Origin of the sequence: Pseudomonas sp. DE0157 (genome assembly GCF_007678615.1) — a bacterium.
Lineage (GTDB): Bacteria > Pseudomonadota > Gammaproteobacteria > Pseudomonadales > Pseudomonadaceae > Aquipseudomonas > Aquipseudomonas parafulva_B.
In genome coordinates this window covers 23,929-39,939 of sequence record NZ_VEJN01000003.1, presented here as the reverse complement: position 1 = coordinate 39,939, position 16,011 = coordinate 23,929, and the positions used below count along the sequence as shown (strand labels likewise).

The window sequence follows — 16,011 nt, the reverse complement described above, 5'->3', positions numbered from 1 at the left end:
GCCAGATTCATCAGGCTGCTACCAGGCTGCTCGGTAGATCTCCTCAATGTCTGCCGGCGAAAGTTTGCGAGGGTTGTTGCGCATCAGGCGGTCGATCTTGCTGGCCTCTTCAGCCATTGATGCCAATGCGTCATGGGGGACACTGAATGCTCGAAGCCCGGTTGGAATACCGACTGCTGAACACAGCTCGGCCATCGCGGTAACTGCAGCATCAGCTGCTTGAAGGTCGCTCAGCCCGTCGACGCTGATACCCATTGCCTGGGCAACATCTTTGAGGCGCTCAGCACATGCGAGCTTGTTCCAGCGCATGACGTAAGGAAGCAAGAGTGCGTTGCTGACACCGTGAGCGATGTTGAAGCGTCCGCCAAGTGGATAGGCCAGGGCATGTACCGCACCGACACCAGCGTTGCCAAACGCCATGCCACCCATGAGGCTCGCCGTGGCCATTTCTTCGCGAGCAACCAGATCATCAGGGTTCGCATAGGCCTTTGGCAAGGCACGTGCGATAAGTCGGATTGCGCCCAGCGCGATGGCATCGGTGATAGGTGAGCGGTTTACAGAAATGTACGATTCGATGGCGTGTACAAGCGCATCTACCCCGCTTGCAGCAGTGACGCTATGTGGGCAGGTAAGGGTCATTACCGGACTTACCAAGGCGACGTCTGGCAAGAGGTAGTCGCTCACAATCCCTTTCTTCAACTGCGCCTTTTTGTCCGAAAAAATAGCCACGTTGGTGACCTCGGAACCGGTGCCGGCAGTGGTTGGGATTGCGATCAGTGGAGGGCCCTTGCGGGCTACCTGATTTACTCCGAAAAGATCGGCCAGAGCTCCCTCATGCCCAGCAAAGGCAGCAACACCTTTGGCGATATCAATCGCGCTGCCACCGCCCAGGCCGATTAGTCCGTCATGACCGCCTTCACGGTAAGCACGAGTGCAATCTTCAACCAAGCCGATTTCCGGCTCTGGTTGAACTCGGTCATAGAGGCCGTAGTTGCGGCCAGCCAGCTCGGCCAAGGCAAGCTCAACGGTGCCGGTTTTCACCAGGATCGCATCGGTCACGATGAGGGGATTATTGACCTTCAAACGTGTTAGTTCGGCATCGAGTTGGTTAATCGCGCCGGCGCCAGTAAGGAGTTTGTTAGCTATCTGAAAGGCAGAAACACTCACGGGCTCATCCTCTTTGTTTTCTTGTGATGAGCTGGTGGGTAACAAAAGCTATGCCAAAGCTTTGAAAAGCCCGCCGTTGCTGGCCTTCACAGCGTTCTGGTGAATGTCGGGAGGCGTTCAGCGAGCAAGAATTAAATCAAAAAGCTGGTCTCCGATTAGGAACCTAATCAGACCTTTCCCAACGTTTCATCTTTTGGACAATGGTGGCTTGGCTGACGCCCAGGGCTTTTGCCGCAAGGCGGGTGGTTTTGTGAATACGCATCGCGGACATGATGGCGCTGCGTTCTGCATTCTCAATGATTCTGCGCAAGGGGAGTCGGCTCAGGTTTTCGCCCTCTGCATGCAGGTTCAGCATCTCCTCCGGTAGGTCTAGCGCTTCAATCGTTTCAGACTCGCAGGTAACGACCAAGCGCTCGACCAGATTTATTAGTTCGCGGATATTTCCTGGCCAAGCATACTCACAGAGCAGATCGACCGCCTCGAGACTCCATTTCATGTTTTGCTCATATCTGCCGTTGAAATGAGCAAGGTAGTGTTCCAGGAGCGTGGGTATCTCATTGCCACGTTCCCTCAGGGCAGGGATTTTGATCGGAACGACATTGAGTCTGTAATACAGATCCGCGCGGAACAAGCCATCAGCAACCCGCTGTCGAAGATCATGGTGGGTCGCGCTGATGATGCGGACGTCGACCTCCTTTAGCTCTAGGCCTCCAACAGGGATGAAGCGATTTTCCTCGATGACCTTGAGAAGCTTGACCTGAAGGGATAGGGGGAGATCACCAATCTCATCGAGGAACAAGGTGCCATGGTTGGCGAGCTCCAATAGCCCTCTCTTCCCTTTTGCAGCGGCCCCTGTGAAAGCTCCTGGCGCATATCCGAACAATTCCGCTTCTATGAGGTTTTCCGGCATTGCTCCGCAATTGAGAGGTATGAAAGGCTCATTTGCCCGAGCGCTTGCATTGTGGATGTACTGGGCGACGAGGCTTTTGCCTACCCCGGTCTCTCCGAGAAGCAGAACCTTCACATCGCTACTGGCCACTCGTCGAGCTTGGGCAAAGAGCTGTCCAGTCTGTGCCTGGTCGTAAACCATTGGAGACTTTGCGAGCTTCATGTATTCGCCAGCGTGCAGTTGCGCGGTGCTGCTACGAAGCTTTTTGAGCCCAGCTAGTTCATCACGCTCGTGCTTCATACGCAGAAGCTCGGTCATGTCCCGAACTGCGCTGACGACGTAGCTGATGCGGCGATCTTCAAAAATCGGCGTAGCGCTTACCAAAAGCTTTTTGCCGTTGCTTAGGCTTTGCATCACTGATACTGGAGCGCCTTGCTGGAGCACGCGCAATGATGCTGACTGTGATAAGACACCATCGCGTACCAGGTCATGCATGCTACGCCCGATGATTTGCTCACCTTCAAGCCCTGTCAGTCGCTCGTATGCAGTGTTCACCTTCACGGTGATACCGGCGCCGTCGGTGATATAGACGCCGTCATGCAACGCATTCAAGAACGTGTCAAAGGTTTGGTCGTTGAAGTCCACGATCAGGATCTGCCACAGAAAAGGATAGTGTAAGTGGTTTGGCCACTAACAGGAGCAAGCCTGTGGAGTCACCAGCCTGGCTGTGCGATCTCAGCCCTGTGGTAGCGCTGACGAACCTCGACATTGATCGTCGAGCGAGGCATACCAGTCTGCGTAGGGCGTATTTACAACCATTTTTCGGTTGTAGTCCGGGCTACCGTCCTTCCACCATGGCGCCCCTCGTTCACCGAGCTTTACCTTGGCGTCATTGACAAGCTCCCTTGCGACACGAAGCTCAGTGGCGTCTCCGGAAGACTTGGATTTCTTAACTGCGCGCCGGGCGTTCATCAACTCCTTAACCAATCGACCTCGCTCATCCTCGGAAAGCGACGGATCGCTGCAGCCCCACAGTCGACAATACGACTAATACTTAGGTCATGCCGGATGAGGGATGATCATGCAGATACGCTTTGTTGTGGTTCCCGCTGTACCCATGGAAAAAGAAATTTTCCCTCGCCGCATCGGAGTTCCCTGCGCCACCGGGGCAGGCTTCGACCTATACGATAACCACAGCAAGACCCGGCTGACCTTAAACTTCCCTACGCGTGCCGAGGCGGATTACGAATGTGCCCGTCTAAACGGCCAGTACGGCGCTAACGGATTAACCGATACGGAAAGTAGCTCAGGGTTTACGGCATACGAGTCGTGCCCTGAAAGGGCAGGATCCAGGTGTGTAGGTCATGGCTGAGGCTGCGCACTAGCATCAAGCACTGCGATCCCTATCCACACACATGTCCACATTCGGACGGATGACCTGAACTCGTTTTTGAACGTGGATGTCGTCAGCGTAAGGAAGCCCGCCCCAGCGTTCAGGATGTCGCCCATTCTCTAGGTGCGATCCTTCATGAGCGTCACCACGCATCACCCGGTCAAAGCCAAGGCCACGGTCATCTGCTCACGTAATGACAGGGTTCTGCTTGTTCGCAGAAAGGGTGCTAGATGGAAGCTTCCAAGCGGCCTGATAGCGCCGGGTGAGGCGCCAATTGTTGCCGCTGCCCGTGAGCTTTGGAAGGCTTTGGCGCTTCATAGCACAGGATTGAAGGCTGTAGGCATCGTCGAGGTAGGCAACGTTCTCCACCACATTTTTACGACTGACCTACCTGACGGCTGTAGCATCGCGCTCGGCAGAGGCATCGTTGCCTGTAAATGGATTTGTTGGGAGGAGTTGAGGCCAACCATGCTGAAGCCCACAGCCGCAGCATTGCTGTCATGAGATCTGCAGGAGCTCATTCACCAAGATGGGCGCTCGGCGTCAGTATCGGCCCTCAACACAAACTGAACGGTGAGATCGGCGTGCGGGTCGGATCGTTAAATCCCATGAAAAGGTTGTTAGCGATGAAAGCGATGACTCGACTGTTCACTGGCCTTGCATTGGTTGGCGCTATGGGGGCTACTGCTGCTTGGGCTGATACACCCGGTGCTGACTGGAAGGTGAACAAGGATCAGGCTGAGGCCACCTTGAAAGGCGCAGGCTACACCCAGATCACCAAGATCGAAGCCGACGACGGTCATTGGGAAGGCGAAGGTATCAAGGCTGACGGCAAGCAGTACGAATTCCAGGTTGACCCGCACGATGGCAAGATCATCAAGGACGAACTGGATAATTGATGCCTGCCGAACATAGGCAAGCCCGCGCCTATGCGTGGGCTTGAATCACCTACTTGGTGATCGTTAAGCCGCTATGGTATTGCACGCTTTGAGACATTCCGCGCATGAGTCAGCACAGGCTTTGCATTCAGCGTGCTGTGCCTCGTACTTCCGGCATTGCTTCTCGCAACTGGCGCATACATCGGCAGTGACCTTGGCCATGGCCGGTGTGAACTTGGACTTTTGCGAGGCAAGCTTCATCAGCGCGTCGCAGCTCGCCAACAGCTCACTGACTGACTGAGCACAGGCCGCCATTTCCTTATCACCTTGGCCCAGCAAGGTTATGCAGTGAGCGAGGCAGGCTACACCCGTCTTGAGGCAGTCGGCGCTACTGTCGATCACTCCCGCGAACTGGTTGCTGCCTGAAACGCCATGTTTGTGGTGAAGCTCATGGTTTTCTGTGGCGGCCATCACAGAGGCGGTCATTGCCACCGCAACAGTACCCGCAACAGCTTTCAGCATTTGACGTCGTTGCATCGCTCGTTCCTTTCGATGGAGTTGGCAGGAGTGCCGACGGGGCTTCCGTATGCTGCCCCGAACGATCCAAACATAGTTTCTAATCGGTTAAACCGAAAGTTCCAAGTGCTGGTCAGGGCACTTCACGAAATCCACAGTGTCTTATTTGCCTGTCTGGGCACGTCTCCTACGACTGTCTCAAACTACCCTCACACATGAAAATGCCAGGGCTCCGTTCGTGTTCGAACCCTCCACCTCCCGGATCGCACGAAGCCGTGATTCGCAAGTACCGAAGAGGGGCGGAAACCTCTGAGCTTTAGACCTCCTGTTCAAAGGACTGACAATGTATCTGCGCACCGCCCTTGCCCTTGGCGCCACCCTCCTGAGCGGCTGCGGTTCTATAGAGCACAAATCAACAGAGGCCAGGCAGCTTATCAAGCAAGACCTCAAGCTGTCTGCGATCACCGACACCTCGGTTACCAGTTTTTGTTGGATGCCTATCGGAGGCCCGGCATCCTGCCGTGCGACACCGGGCATCAGCGTTCTCACCCCGGATAGCTTGCTCTTAGTGGACTACGAAAGTGGTGCCTACGTGCAGAAAGACATGATCAAAACGCAGAATGTGAGGTGCATCCACCACGGTGACGGCAAGATTTTCTACGTTTTCACTGACCGAGTGGCTGTGATGGTTATGCCGTTGACCGACGAGCCAGGCTCCCCGGTCGTGGACAATGCTGCGTATCGGGAAAAGGCGATCAAGATGCTGCTGAGTAACGGCCAGCCCTACGTGAAACGGGAGGTTGCGCCGATGATCGTGAAGTCGAACGACAAGTATTATCAGGTTGCAACCACAAACCTGCCTAGCGGGCCGATTACCACCACGGTGGGCATCAACGTCGACCAGATCGTCAGCCCTTGCCCAGTCAACTGATGCACGGCTGATTGCAGCCACTTTTATGCTGCACGTAGTCACATTAAAGCGAGTCGGTGAAGCACAAGGAAGAGCCCATTGGACACCCGTAACCCTGTCATCAGCGCGTTGATCTTTCCGCTCGCACCTATTGCAGTCATTTTTCTGACTCACATGCTGTGTCGAGAGATCTGGTTGGCGAGCTACTACGTGCCTGGTGAGGACGGCGGGGAGGCAGAACCAGCAATGGCCCTCATCGGTGTTCCGTTCCTGATGCTCGTTGGGTCATTGCTGCTGGGCAGCCTAACCTGGCTAAACAACCGGGGCTCACCACGCTGGCTGACCGCCATGGTGCGTGTGCCGCTTGCAGGTTTCGCACTGCTGCTATGGCTGACAGCGACCATTTTCTTAATGGGGCAGGCGGAAGCCGTGTTCAGCCATTGGCAGGTTGCCTCCGCTTGGCTGGCCTGGCTTGGGAGCGCGGGGATGTTTGCACTGCAGCAGTGGGATCGATTGCGTAGATGATCGTTTTGGGATGTACAGGATCGAGTAGGAGGCGGGTTCACACCCGCCGTCCTCTCACACCACCGTGCATTCGGTTCCGTACACGGCGGTTCAGGTTATGCGGTTAAGCCGGTTTATCGTATCCAGTATCGAGACCAGTCCGAGTTGATCCCATAGCTTCTTTGGCAGCGCCTGATTCATATGGGACGCGCCTGAGTTCCACCATGGGCCTCGGCCGTTGGTGGCTGATCTGCGGGCCCGTTACTCGCTAAGCCCCAGGCGCATCAAGTTGCGCGCCCTCGTGGAGCGCTGCTTCCATTGGCGCCAGATGACGCAGCGGAGTTTGTGCCTGAGCCAGCCATCCAACTCTTCGAGCGGCCGTTTGCTCTGGCGGAGCTTGAAGTAACCCGCCCAGCCTCGCAGCACTGGGTTTATCCGCACGATAGTGTTCGCCATCGTCTGACCACGTGCGCCGCGCAGTAGCTCCGTGAGCCGGTCACGCAGGCGACCTAAGCTCATCGTTTCCACGCGCAGCCTTGGCTGCTGGTACCCACTCATGCCATAGCCCAAGTAGTCACACTTCCAAGCCCTTGCGACTCGGCTCTTCTTCCGATTCACCGTCAGTTTCAGGCGCTGATTCAGGAAACGCTCAATGCTGTTCATCGTTCGTTCGCCAGCGCGAGGACTGCGCACATAGATGTTTGCGTCATCGGCATAACGGACGAAACGGTGACCTCGCCGCTCCAATTCGCGGTCGAGTTCGTCGAGCAGGATGTTCGACAGCAACGGCGAAAGCGGGCCGCCTTGCGGCGTCCCCTCCTGCCTTTGGCTGACGACACCGCCCGACATGACCCCGGCTTCGAGGTAGCGACGGATGAGTCGGAGCACGCTTTTGTCTTCGACCCGCCGCTCGACGCAGGCCATGAGGATGTCGTGGTTGACCCGATCGAAGAACTTCTCCAGATCGAGTTACACGCACCAGCGATGCCCCGAAGCCACATGGGCTCGGGCCATTTCTACATGCTGCGAGCCCCAGCTCATGGTTGAACCGGCCTCAATCGTTCCAATTGGTCACTCGTCAGTGAGATGTAACAAAAATACTGTCAGGCCGTAGATATTTGGTTGCTAGCATGGCATCATGCCATCATTTTTTGAGGTGCGAATGAGGCCATGGAGAAACCGCTCGTCTAGGTCAGAAGGGTAGGGGCTCAAGGGTGCTATTCGCCAATCGATAACATCTTATGGATCTGACAGATGTCGTTTCTCAGAAGGTTTTTAGCCAGCGTCAAGGCCCTTTTTTCGTACCGTCCGGATGAGATCAGTGAGGGTTATTTCCCTGTAATCGACCGTGAGAGAATTAAGGCGGAGCTAAAAATTGTAGAGAACGCACGCAGGGAGGGTGCTCACGGAATACCCGATGCCCGTGATACCCGAATGACAGGGACGGAATACTCAATCCTAGCCTCTGTTGATGGTCTTAGAAAAGCTACTATCAAGAGCGGTATGGGGTGGCTTAAATCTATTCAGCACCGGCTTGATTCACTCGATCTGACGGAAGAGCATAACCGCACCGTTCAGCTTAGCGATGAATTTGAGAGGAAAAGCGACTCTCTGCTCTCCAGGCATGATGGAGAACTGCAAGATTTACTCCGCAATGCGAAGGCGACTAAGGCTGAGTTGGATAAATTTCGAGTCGAGAACCAATTATCTGAAGCTGCTCCCAAGGTCGTAGACTGGGTAGGTTACGCCCTCAAAGTGGCTATCTTGGTGGCGTGTTGTGTGGCTGAAACGGCTATCAACGCCCACTTCTTCGCGAGCGGCATGGCGGGGGGGCTGGTGGCTGGTGCGGTAATGGCATTTGTATTGGCGTTTTTCAACGTTGTAGGTGCTTCCGTATTTGGCTGGGCGTCCACCAATATGAATCACGTCCGCTCCTCAAGGCGCATATTCGGGTATGGAACCCTTGCATTTGGAGCTATATGGACGTGTTCTATAGGCGGGTTGGTGGCGTACTGCCGTTATGTGATGCCAAAAATCGAGGAGAGTGCTGTCAATAACATCTCTTTGATTTGGGACAGCATGGCCAATTTTGTTAATCCATTTGATAGTTTGGAAAGTATCGCGCTTTTCATGTTTACGGTTTTCTTCGGTGTGATTGCTCTAGTCGATGGCTATAAGTGGTCTGATCGGTATCCAGGCTATTCAACGGTCTACAAAAATCATACCGCCAAGTTCAATGACCTATTAGAATTTGTCGAAGAGTTACAGGCAGAGCTTGAGAGTGTCAAGGGGGAGACGCTTGCAGAAATTGAAAGCAACGTTAAGAAGGCTAAAGAATCAATCAAGCGGTTTCGCTCCAATATGGGCGAAAAAAGTGTTGCCAAGAAAAAATTTATTCAGCATTTAGGTGTTGCAGAGAATACTATTCAGGCGCTTTTCCAGTGCTATCGTTATGAAAATCAAATGGCAAGGCCACAAGATAAGCCTCGCCCTGATTATTTTAGTGAAGAGGTTGTGCTCGAGCCTGAGCCACTTCCTGATTTTGGAATCGAAAAAGACGAGCTACGGCTAATCGAGCAGGAAGAGTTGTTAAGGCAAATGCTGTCTATCATAGAGCCAACACGCGCGAAGGTGCAGTCAGCATTCAATCAAAAATTTGATCAGCTCAAACCGTTGCACGGTCAAATCTGAAGGATTGTTATGTCACTTTATAAGCGTCGCAAAAAGTCTTCTCCTATTCTCGGCATTGTCGCGATATTAGTGACGATTATGTTGATCAGCCTGATGTCCTATGTTGTCTACCTTCAGGTCACGAAGGATACAATTGACAAGGTCACATTGTGTCCAGCAAGTGGCCCTAAAGGTGAATATGTAGTCCTTATCGACAATACTTCGCCGTTTCCATTTACCCAAAAAGCAGCATTAGCGCAGCGCTTACAGTCAATGGTATCGAACGAAGTACCTAAGGGAGCGATGCTGACTGTTTTTTTGCTAGGAGAGGATTTTGCTAGCAACAGTGAACCACTTTTCGAAAAGTGTAACCCTGGGCAGTGGTCGGATGCCAATAAATATGACTCAAACAAAAAGTTTATAGAGAAAAACTTTAACGAGAGTTTTGCTAAACCACTTGCTGATGTCGTCCGGAAAATTCCTTTGGATGTCCGTGCAAAAACCTCCCCAATTTTCGAAATGCTACAGCTCGCCAGTATGAGGGGATTCAACCATAGTCATGCTGATGGCGAAAAGCGTTTGATTGTCTTCTCAGATATGGCTGCAAACACACACGAATTCTCGATGTACAAGAATGCCCAATTGAATTACAGAGGATTCTTCAAAACTCTCTATGGTCAGAAAACCACTGCTCCCGGCTTGAGGGGCGCATTGGTTACTCTCAATGTAATGGCCACTGAGCCAGCAGTTACTCCATACTCGACGAGGATGGAGTTCTGGGCTCAGTATTTTTCAGAAAACAATGCATCGTTAGAGCATGTTAACCCCATGGAGGGGTTGTGATGAAGGAGCTGCGCTTAGTTTTCCAGGTCAGAAGCTGGTTCATGGTCGCATTCTTCGCCAAGGTCGTTTGTGCCTATGCAAGCTATAAGCTTGGAGATGCAGTTTGGACAGGTTTTTGGCTGCCTATATTCTTAATGGTTGCCTACGTCGTAATCGGTTACGGAGTTAGGCAGCGGTTTGATTTTCGGCTAACAATTTCTAAATTTGCAGATTCTGTATACTATCTCGGGTTCTTGTTTACAGTTGGTAGTATTATTGTTTGTCTTGCAGATATTCAGAGTGTTGGTGACAATCTTTCGGGTATGGCTGGTCGGTTCTCCGCAGCGATGGTCAGCACTGCGTTGGGGATGGTGGCACGGACATACCTAGTAGGGTTCAAAACTGATCCGAGTGATTCAATAGCCTCTGTCGAGGAGCGTGCAATCGACGCTTCAGAACGGCTCATACTTATGTTCGAGGATACCTATTCCAAACTTGATCAGTTTCGTGATGAAGTTGTTGGGACGACCAAGGAGACTATGTCTGCTGCTAAAGAGCAAATCCAAGAGCTATCTAAGCATAGTGTGAATGCAATGGATGCATATTTTGCTAATGCGACTCTTCGTAGCAATGAGGCATTTGATATCATGCTCAAGGATGCCAGAAATGCTTCTGACGATTTGCTTTCAACGATCAATGGTCTTTCGGAAAAAAGCGAACAAACGCTCGAAAGGATGGAAGCACACGCGCTAGATTTTGGAAATCTTGCTCAAAGACGCCTAGAGCAAACGCTGTTCCCGGATGATCTGTTCTCTACAAAGCTTCAACCTTCGATTGATACTTTAGCCAGAACAAGTGAGGGTGTGAACGATAGCATTTTTGCCCTTGCTGATGACGTAAAGGCGGCAGCGCGCTCCGTGGGTACTGCGATTCGTGCTATTAATACGAAATCGCAAATACTCGAGGATACCCTTAATTCAGTAGGCGCGATCGTAGAAAGCCAACAGCGTTTGATGGATGCTATGAATGGCCAGGGCAACACTATGCTGGAAGCAGTTGATCGTGTTCAGAAAGAGTTCATAAATTCGTTGGCTTCTTATCAGCAGGGTTTTTATAGTGAGGTTTCTGCTAATCGAGAGGTTGTCGAGAAAATTGTCTCTCGCCTTCAATCTCTAAGTGAAAAAATTGCTGAGGATGATACGGCTGAAGTTCTTGGCAAGGAAATAAAAGAAAATTTCCATGCTTTGGGGCGCATCACCGAGCGCGCCAATGAGGCTTTCTCTGATTCAATTAAATCAACGCTTTTGCCTTTGATTCAGGTGGTTGCTGATAGCAATGAAACCCATAAAGGGCTTGCTGCGCAGCTTGTTTCGGGGAATCGTAGTATTGAAATCGCGCATGCGCAGCTTGATGAACTGATCGAGAAAATTGAGCATGTCAACCAAATTGAGAGTCGTCGTATATCTGCTAGTTTAGACAATTCCAATTCGCACGACGATCTGACTGATGCGCTGGACGAACAACACAAAAGCTCAGAAATGAGACCTGCTTGATGAGTGATAAAAATGACCAGGTCTTCAACCTTTCTATCACTGAGATATGGATGGTTCTTGCTTTTCTCTTGCTGTTACTTACCGGCTGGCAGGTTTGGAGGCTTACCGCTGATAAAAAGTCGCTTGAACAGAAAGTTCATAGTTATCAGGCTCTGGACGAAAGAGAGCAGCAGGTTAAGCGTGCGTCCGAAGAGCTAAAGTCCCAGCTGATTAAAATGGGTCTGAAAAACCCAGATGATACCTTGAGTAAGCTGGTCGACGCTTCTAAGGCCCGAGAGGAGTCAGATCGCCTGCAAGTCTTATTGACGCAGAAAACTGATGAAATGGCTACGCTCGCAGCAATTGATAAGGCTCTCGAGCAAGCGGGTAGTAAAGATAAGGGAAATGACGCGAAGCGTATTATTCTTGAAACTCTTATGTCCTATGACCAGCTTAAAAAGTTAATCGCTGACCCTGAGAAGGACGTGCAGCCCTCTGAGGTGGTGAAACGTGTTGCCGAACTCAAAAATACGGAAGTGGTAATCAAAGATGCGCTCAAAGTCGATGGTGACCTAAGTGTAGATCAGATTCAAGGTTTTGCCAAAGATGTAAAAGCTTTTGCGGATGCTGAAAAATTGGGTTTGAATCCGGCATCCTTACAAAAAACTAATACCGATCTCAAAGGGCAAGTTCAATTTCTGCAGCGGAAGCTTAACAAAGGAAAGGGGGGCGACTTCCCTCCATGCTGGGTTGATAGCGCTGGTAAGCCAGAAATGTTCCTCCACGTCTACACCAAGGACGATGTGTTAACTTTCGAGCCAGCTTGGCCACCTTCGCGCTCAACTGATGCGCAAGAGCTTCCTGGCTTTACTGCTCTAATGGCTAATACGACTCGAACCTATGACGACTTCTTACGTGCAACACAGGCCATCAAATTATTGGCTGAAAAAAACGAATGCCGTTATTTCGTGCGCCTTACTGGGCAGATTCTAAATGCGCCGCTTTCGGATAAACGACGTATACAGGTTGAATCAAATTTTTACAAAGTCGAAACAAAACGCTGGTAAATTCATCGCGTCGGACTAAAAATCGAAAATGCCAAGCAGCATCAGAGTTGAGACCAAGCTGAGCAGTTTAGCCTTAGGTTGTCGCGGCGGCGAGGATCGTGGTTGAAGAGGAATCAGGTTCTTCTTCAGATCGGTTTTTTGCTCGGTGCATCCTGTAATGTGCAAAGAGTACTCTGAGTGCTCAGATGTTTTTTCGTATAACCGGTCTGGTGAAGCTGTGGGAATTCAGCAGGTAGCGTAAAGCTCAGATGAAGGAAGTGGTGGCGACCTATTGGCCGCCATCCAGGTGATTCCAATCGCTATACGCCGACTTCAAGACTTGGGGAAGGCGAGGAAGCTCACGCTTGATTTCGCTCAACGCTTCAGGGCTTCGAATCCACTCCGTCAACCACGCGATCAGCATCGGTCGAGTAGTGGGGCAGGGCGCTACTTGCTGTTCAAGCTCGTCGGCTACCTAGGTAAGAGTAAGCGTCCGGCGAACTCACCTTCCGAACTCCAGCTTTAAGGGCGATGGTGTCCGCGTATTTTTAAGCGGACGCGATCGCCCTTATCGCCAGGATTCCCATGCGCCAACGAAGCTCTTATCCGAAAACCGTTCAAAGCCCAGGTCGTTCAGGAATGCCTGCAACCTGGGGCTACCGTGTCGAGTGTTGCCATCAGCCACGGCATCAATGCCAATGTCATCCGCAAATGGATGCCGCTCTATCGAGACCAGCCCGCAGCGACTTCACTACCGGCATTCGTCCCGCTAAAAGCCACACCTAAACGGCCAGTCGAAGCCTCAGTGGTCATCGAGTTGCTCATGGCCGGCCAAGTGATCACAGTGAAATGGCCAACCTCAGATCCCGAGGGCTGCGCGCAATTTATCCGGGCTGTCGCTCAATGATCCGCATCGATGCCATCTGGCTGGCTTCCGAGCCGATGGACATGCGCGCCGGTACCGAAACCGCATTGGCCCAGGTGATCGCGGTGTTCGGTGCGGCGAAGCCGCACTGCGCTTACCTGTTCGCTAATCGCCGGGCCATGCCGATGCAGCAGGCCAGTGAGATCGCTCAACTGCTACCGCTTCAGTGGGTGCCGGCCTGAATTACGCTGAGTTGGTATGCGCTTACGACCCCCCCTTCTTATCGTGTCGGGTCATACGAGTTGAGTACCGCATCCCACTGCATTGCATGGCCTTCGACCGCAACATTCCATTCGCAACCAGATACCGCGATACGAATTTCCGATAAGCACTTACACCAATGTTGTATGCCAACCCATGATGCGTCTTCATGGTTATCAGGGAGCTTAGTGGCGCCCGAAAACACGAGGCCCTTCTTTAAAAAACGGTTCGGCTCCAGGTTGGTTGAGAAATCGAATGACTCCCAATTCAGGCCAGAGCCGAGGGAGAGGAATCGTTCTATTTGATCATCTACACAGTGGCGACGAACAATCTCCTCAATAACGGTTACCTCGTTCGAGCTGAGCGGGGCCTTTCGCCTCGCAGTGTAATAGATGGATATTGCCAAAATGAGCCCTCAGAGTCGGTAACCGTGATTGGGATGAAGGATACCGGGCTTGCGTCCGTTCGACTACGCAAGGTGTGTTAGCCGGACACTTACGGCGCATGTAAATCCTGGCGATAAGGGTGATCGCGTCCGCTTAAAAATACGCGGACACCATCGCCCTAAATGCTGGAGTTCGGAAGGTGACTTGGCCAGACGCTTACGTTGGCTCGTCACGTCCAAACAATGAATCGACTTTTTCTACCTCTTGGCCTAGTTGTATGTCCATGATCACTCTGAAGGGGTGGCAAGCACTGGAAGGGCAGGGATGTTCAGTTTGCACTGCAAGGCCATTTGATATGCAGTGTCCAGGTGCGTGGCAAGCGACCCGCCCATCTCAATGTGTTGTGACAATACTTCCTGGTGGTCAGCATCTGTCAGGGTGTTGCTGAAGATGAGCCAAGAATGCAGGTGCGGGGTAGTCTGTGTGATGGAATCTGCAACGCTTTCGGACAGCGCTCGGGCTTTGCGGTCATCAGTGATAAAGGCTTGTCGGATCTTGCTTGCGAAGGCGATTGAGGACAGTTCGCCTTTACCCAGCTTCCTGCGATTTTCGAGATCAGCGATAGCCTGTAGGTCGTCAATACTGCAGGAATGGGATGCAAATTTGCCTCTTTTCCTCTCGCGTTCCAGACGCTCCCTGAGCTCAAGGTCGGCATCCGTTGGGGATGACCGTGGCTTGACCAAGCATTCATAGAACACAAATCCGGTTATGCAAAATCCGCATTTGGCTTCTTGAGCCCCGGCATAAAGCCTACGTGATGACAAAATGTTCCAAACAGTGCAAGTGTCGGCGACGTTGATTTTGTGAAATTTGGATGGATCAATGGCCATGAATTTTCCTCCCATACAGCGACGCAAGTGCGTTCAACTCTCCATAGCCACAGAGCAGTGCTTCCGCTCACCTGCTGCGGAATACATCAGCTCTGGCAGCGGCAGCGCTCTACCTTTGAGTGACACGGGCGGTCAGGTCAACAGTAATGTCCGTCCTAGCAAGGTCAAATCCTATGACATCGGATTTACCGTTAGGCCTACGGATCGCTTCTCGAATACCACTGAGTTCTACTACATCGAGAATGACAGCGAGACTGTTCAGACCACGCCAGGTATTTATGAGCAGGTAGGTGACACCACCCGCAGGGGCGCAGAAACCAGCTTCAATTATCAGCTGACCTCAACCGTCAGTACCTACATGAGCTATGGACGAATCATTGATGCCGTGATCAACAACACTCCAGCAGGCACGGGGGCTAGACTGGTGGTACCAGAGCATACTTACAAGGCTGGGGCTCAGTATCGAAACGGATTCATGGGTGGTCAGCTCACGCTCAATGCGGACGTCTACCACCTGGATGGGATTCCGTACTACACCGGTACCGAAAAGCATGGAATGGCGCCCTACACGCGCTATGACCTCCGCGCTACCTATGACTACAGCGATTACAGCTTTAGCGTCTATGGCACATTCCAGCCGCACCGCTATGGCACTGAGGTCGCCTACGGTACCAATAGCGGCCTGGTGATCGTTCCACAGCCGTCCACCACATTAGGTGCCTCGGTCAGGTACTACTTCTGATCTTTATCGGGTGCAGAAAGAAGCCGGCATTAACGCCGGCTTCTTGGTTTTTTGACTCACTTAGCCCTTCTTACCTACTTTTGGGTGAACGCTGCGAACCTCTTGTTGAAGCCAGCTACACGGCCTTCGGATTTGGCTTTACGTTCCTGGCCGGTGTAGACCGGGTGAGATGCGCTGGACACATCCAGGGTAACGTATGGGTAGGTCTTGCCATCGCTGTGAGCGAAGGTCTTGTCTGTATCAATCGTCGATCCGATCAGCCAAAAAGCGTTTGCCGAGACGTCATGAAATAGGACGGGACGATATTCTGGATGGATGCCGGGTTTCACATGTAGCTCCAAATGAGATGATATAGAGTAACAAAATAGATGATATCGAATCTCATTTCAAGGCTCTGCAAAGCAGATGCTTGGCGAGCTTGGGACATCGAGCTATCGACTCAGGTGGGCTGTGAACATCGGCCCAATAGCGCCAAGGACAGAAGCGCTGCGGGCTATGGCCGCAGCCCCCCCGGCGTTCAGAGCCGGATACCGGGAGGGC

At 52.2% G+C, this 16,011-nt stretch carries 16 protein-coding genes and 2 pseudogenes; 12 read left to right on the top strand and 6 right to left on the bottom strand.

What is annotated here, in order from left to right:
- Window positions 1–18 precede the first annotated feature (18 nt).
- Window positions 19–1,167, bottom strand: a complete 1,149-nt coding sequence (locus FS777_RS05775) for an iron-containing alcohol dehydrogenase (RefSeq protein WP_145254394.1) — start codon at window positions 1,165–1,167, stop codon at window positions 19–21.
- A gap of 163 nt (window positions 1,168–1,330) precedes the next feature.
- Window positions 1,331–2,701, bottom strand: coding sequence for a sigma-54-dependent Fis family transcriptional regulator (locus FS777_RS05770; RefSeq protein ID WP_145254390.1), 1,371 nt, complete (start codon window positions 2,699–2,701; stop codon window positions 1,331–1,333).
- Window positions 2,702–3,131: 430 nt separating this feature from the next.
- Between FS777_RS05770 and FS777_RS21625 the strand changes: the two are divergent.
- The 3 genes and pseudogenes from FS777_RS21625 to FS777_RS05750 all read left to right on the top strand — a co-directional run.
- Window positions 3,132–3,341: pseudogene (locus FS777_RS21625) on the top strand (hypothetical protein); the annotation flags it as partial.
- Window positions 3,342–3,584: 243 nt separating this feature from the next.
- Entirely contained in the window at window positions 3,585–3,953 is a 369-nt protein-coding gene (locus FS777_RS05755) for an NUDIX domain-containing protein (protein ID WP_145254387.1), read from the top strand.
- Between the two features lie 122 nt (window positions 3,954–4,075).
- Complete coding sequence (locus tag FS777_RS05750; RefSeq protein ID WP_145254384.1) at window positions 4,076–4,348, top strand: PepSY domain-containing protein; 273 nt, start codon at window positions 4,076–4,078, stop codon at window positions 4,346–4,348.
- 63 nt (window positions 4,349–4,411) lie between these two features.
- Here FS777_RS05750 and FS777_RS05745 read toward each other — a convergent pair whose 3' ends face one another.
- Window positions 4,412–4,864: a four-helix bundle copper-binding protein gene (locus tag FS777_RS05745; protein ID WP_145254382.1), complete on the bottom strand. Its 453-nt coding sequence runs from the start codon at window positions 4,862–4,864 to the stop codon at window positions 4,412–4,414.
- A gap of 322 nt (window positions 4,865–5,186) precedes the next feature.
- Between FS777_RS05745 and FS777_RS05740 the strand changes: the two genes are divergently transcribed.
- The gene (locus FS777_RS05740) at window positions 5,187–5,774 is read left to right on the top strand and encodes a hypothetical protein (RefSeq protein ID WP_145254379.1); all 588 of its coding nucleotides are present in this window, start codon (window positions 5,187–5,189) and stop codon (window positions 5,772–5,774) included.
- A 78-nt stretch (window positions 5,775–5,852) separates the two neighbouring features.
- Window positions 5,853–6,278 (top strand): hypothetical protein, encoded by a 426-nt coding sequence (locus FS777_RS05735; protein ID WP_145254376.1) that lies wholly within the window; start codon window positions 5,853–5,855, stop codon window positions 6,276–6,278.
- A gap of 90 nt (window positions 6,279–6,368) precedes the next feature.
- On the opposite strand, the pseudogene FS777_RS21620 reads toward FS777_RS05735, so the two are convergent.
- A pseudogene (locus FS777_RS21620) lies at window positions 6,369–7,283 on the bottom strand (reverse transcriptase domain-containing protein); the annotation flags it as partial.
- 228 nt (window positions 7,284–7,511) lie between these two features.
- Between FS777_RS21620 and FS777_RS05725 the strand changes: the two are divergent.
- The 6 genes from FS777_RS05725 (at window position 7,512) to FS777_RS05695 (ending at window position 13,434) form a co-directional block, all read left to right on the top strand.
- A complete protein-coding gene (locus FS777_RS05725; protein ID WP_145254373.1) occupies window positions 7,512–8,948 on the top strand; it encodes a hypothetical protein in 1,437 nt (478 codons plus the stop codon).
- Window positions 8,949–8,957: 9 nt separating this feature from the next.
- Window positions 8,958–9,770: a hypothetical protein gene (locus tag FS777_RS05720; protein WP_145254369.1), complete on the top strand. Its 813-nt coding sequence runs from the start codon at window positions 8,958–8,960 to the stop codon at window positions 9,768–9,770.
- Window positions 9,770–11,302 carry a hypothetical protein gene (locus tag FS777_RS05715; protein WP_145254366.1) on the top strand — a complete coding sequence of 511 codons (1,533 nt, stop codon included), beginning with the start codon at window positions 9,770–9,772 and terminating at the stop codon, window positions 11,300–11,302. The genes FS777_RS05720 and FS777_RS05715 overlap by 1 nt, the downstream gene beginning before the upstream one ends.
- Window positions 11,302–12,348 (top strand): hypothetical protein, encoded by a 1,047-nt coding sequence (locus FS777_RS05710; protein WP_145254363.1) that lies wholly within the window; start codon window positions 11,302–11,304, stop codon window positions 12,346–12,348. The genes FS777_RS05715 and FS777_RS05710 overlap by 1 nt, the downstream gene beginning before the upstream one ends.
- 523 nt (window positions 12,349–12,871) lie before the next feature.
- Window positions 12,872–13,234, top strand: coding sequence for a transposase (locus tag FS777_RS21840; protein ID WP_145254616.1), 363 nt, complete (start codon window positions 12,872–12,874; stop codon window positions 13,232–13,234).
- The gene (locus tag FS777_RS05695; protein WP_145254358.1) at window positions 13,231–13,434 is read left to right on the top strand and encodes an IS66 family insertion sequence element accessory protein TnpB; all 204 of its coding nucleotides are present in this window, start codon (window positions 13,231–13,233) and stop codon (window positions 13,432–13,434) included. The genes FS777_RS21840 and FS777_RS05695 overlap by 4 nt, the downstream gene beginning before the upstream one ends.
- Before the next feature lie 692 nt (window positions 13,435–14,126).
- Here FS777_RS05695 and FS777_RS05685 read toward each other — a convergent pair.
- The gene (locus FS777_RS05685; protein ID WP_145254354.1) at window positions 14,127–14,729 is read right to left on the bottom strand and encodes a hypothetical protein; all 603 of its coding nucleotides are present in this window, start codon (window positions 14,727–14,729) and stop codon (window positions 14,127–14,129) included.
- On the opposite strand from FS777_RS05685, the gene FS777_RS05680 reads away from it, so the two are divergent.
- Window positions 14,728–15,471 (top strand): TonB-dependent receptor domain-containing protein, encoded by a 744-nt coding sequence (locus FS777_RS05680; protein ID WP_145254351.1) that lies wholly within the window; start codon window positions 14,728–14,730, stop codon window positions 15,469–15,471. The two genes, FS777_RS05685 and FS777_RS05680, sit on opposite strands and share 2 nt — an antisense overlap.
- Window positions 15,472–15,545: 74 nt before the next feature.
- Here the strand turns inward: FS777_RS05680 and FS777_RS05675 are convergent, their stop codons facing one another.
- A complete protein-coding gene (locus FS777_RS05675) occupies window positions 15,546–15,800 on the bottom strand; it encodes a type B 50S ribosomal protein L31 (RefSeq protein ID WP_145254348.1) in 255 nt (84 codons plus the stop codon).
- Between the last annotated feature and the right edge of the window lie 211 nt (window positions 15,801–16,011).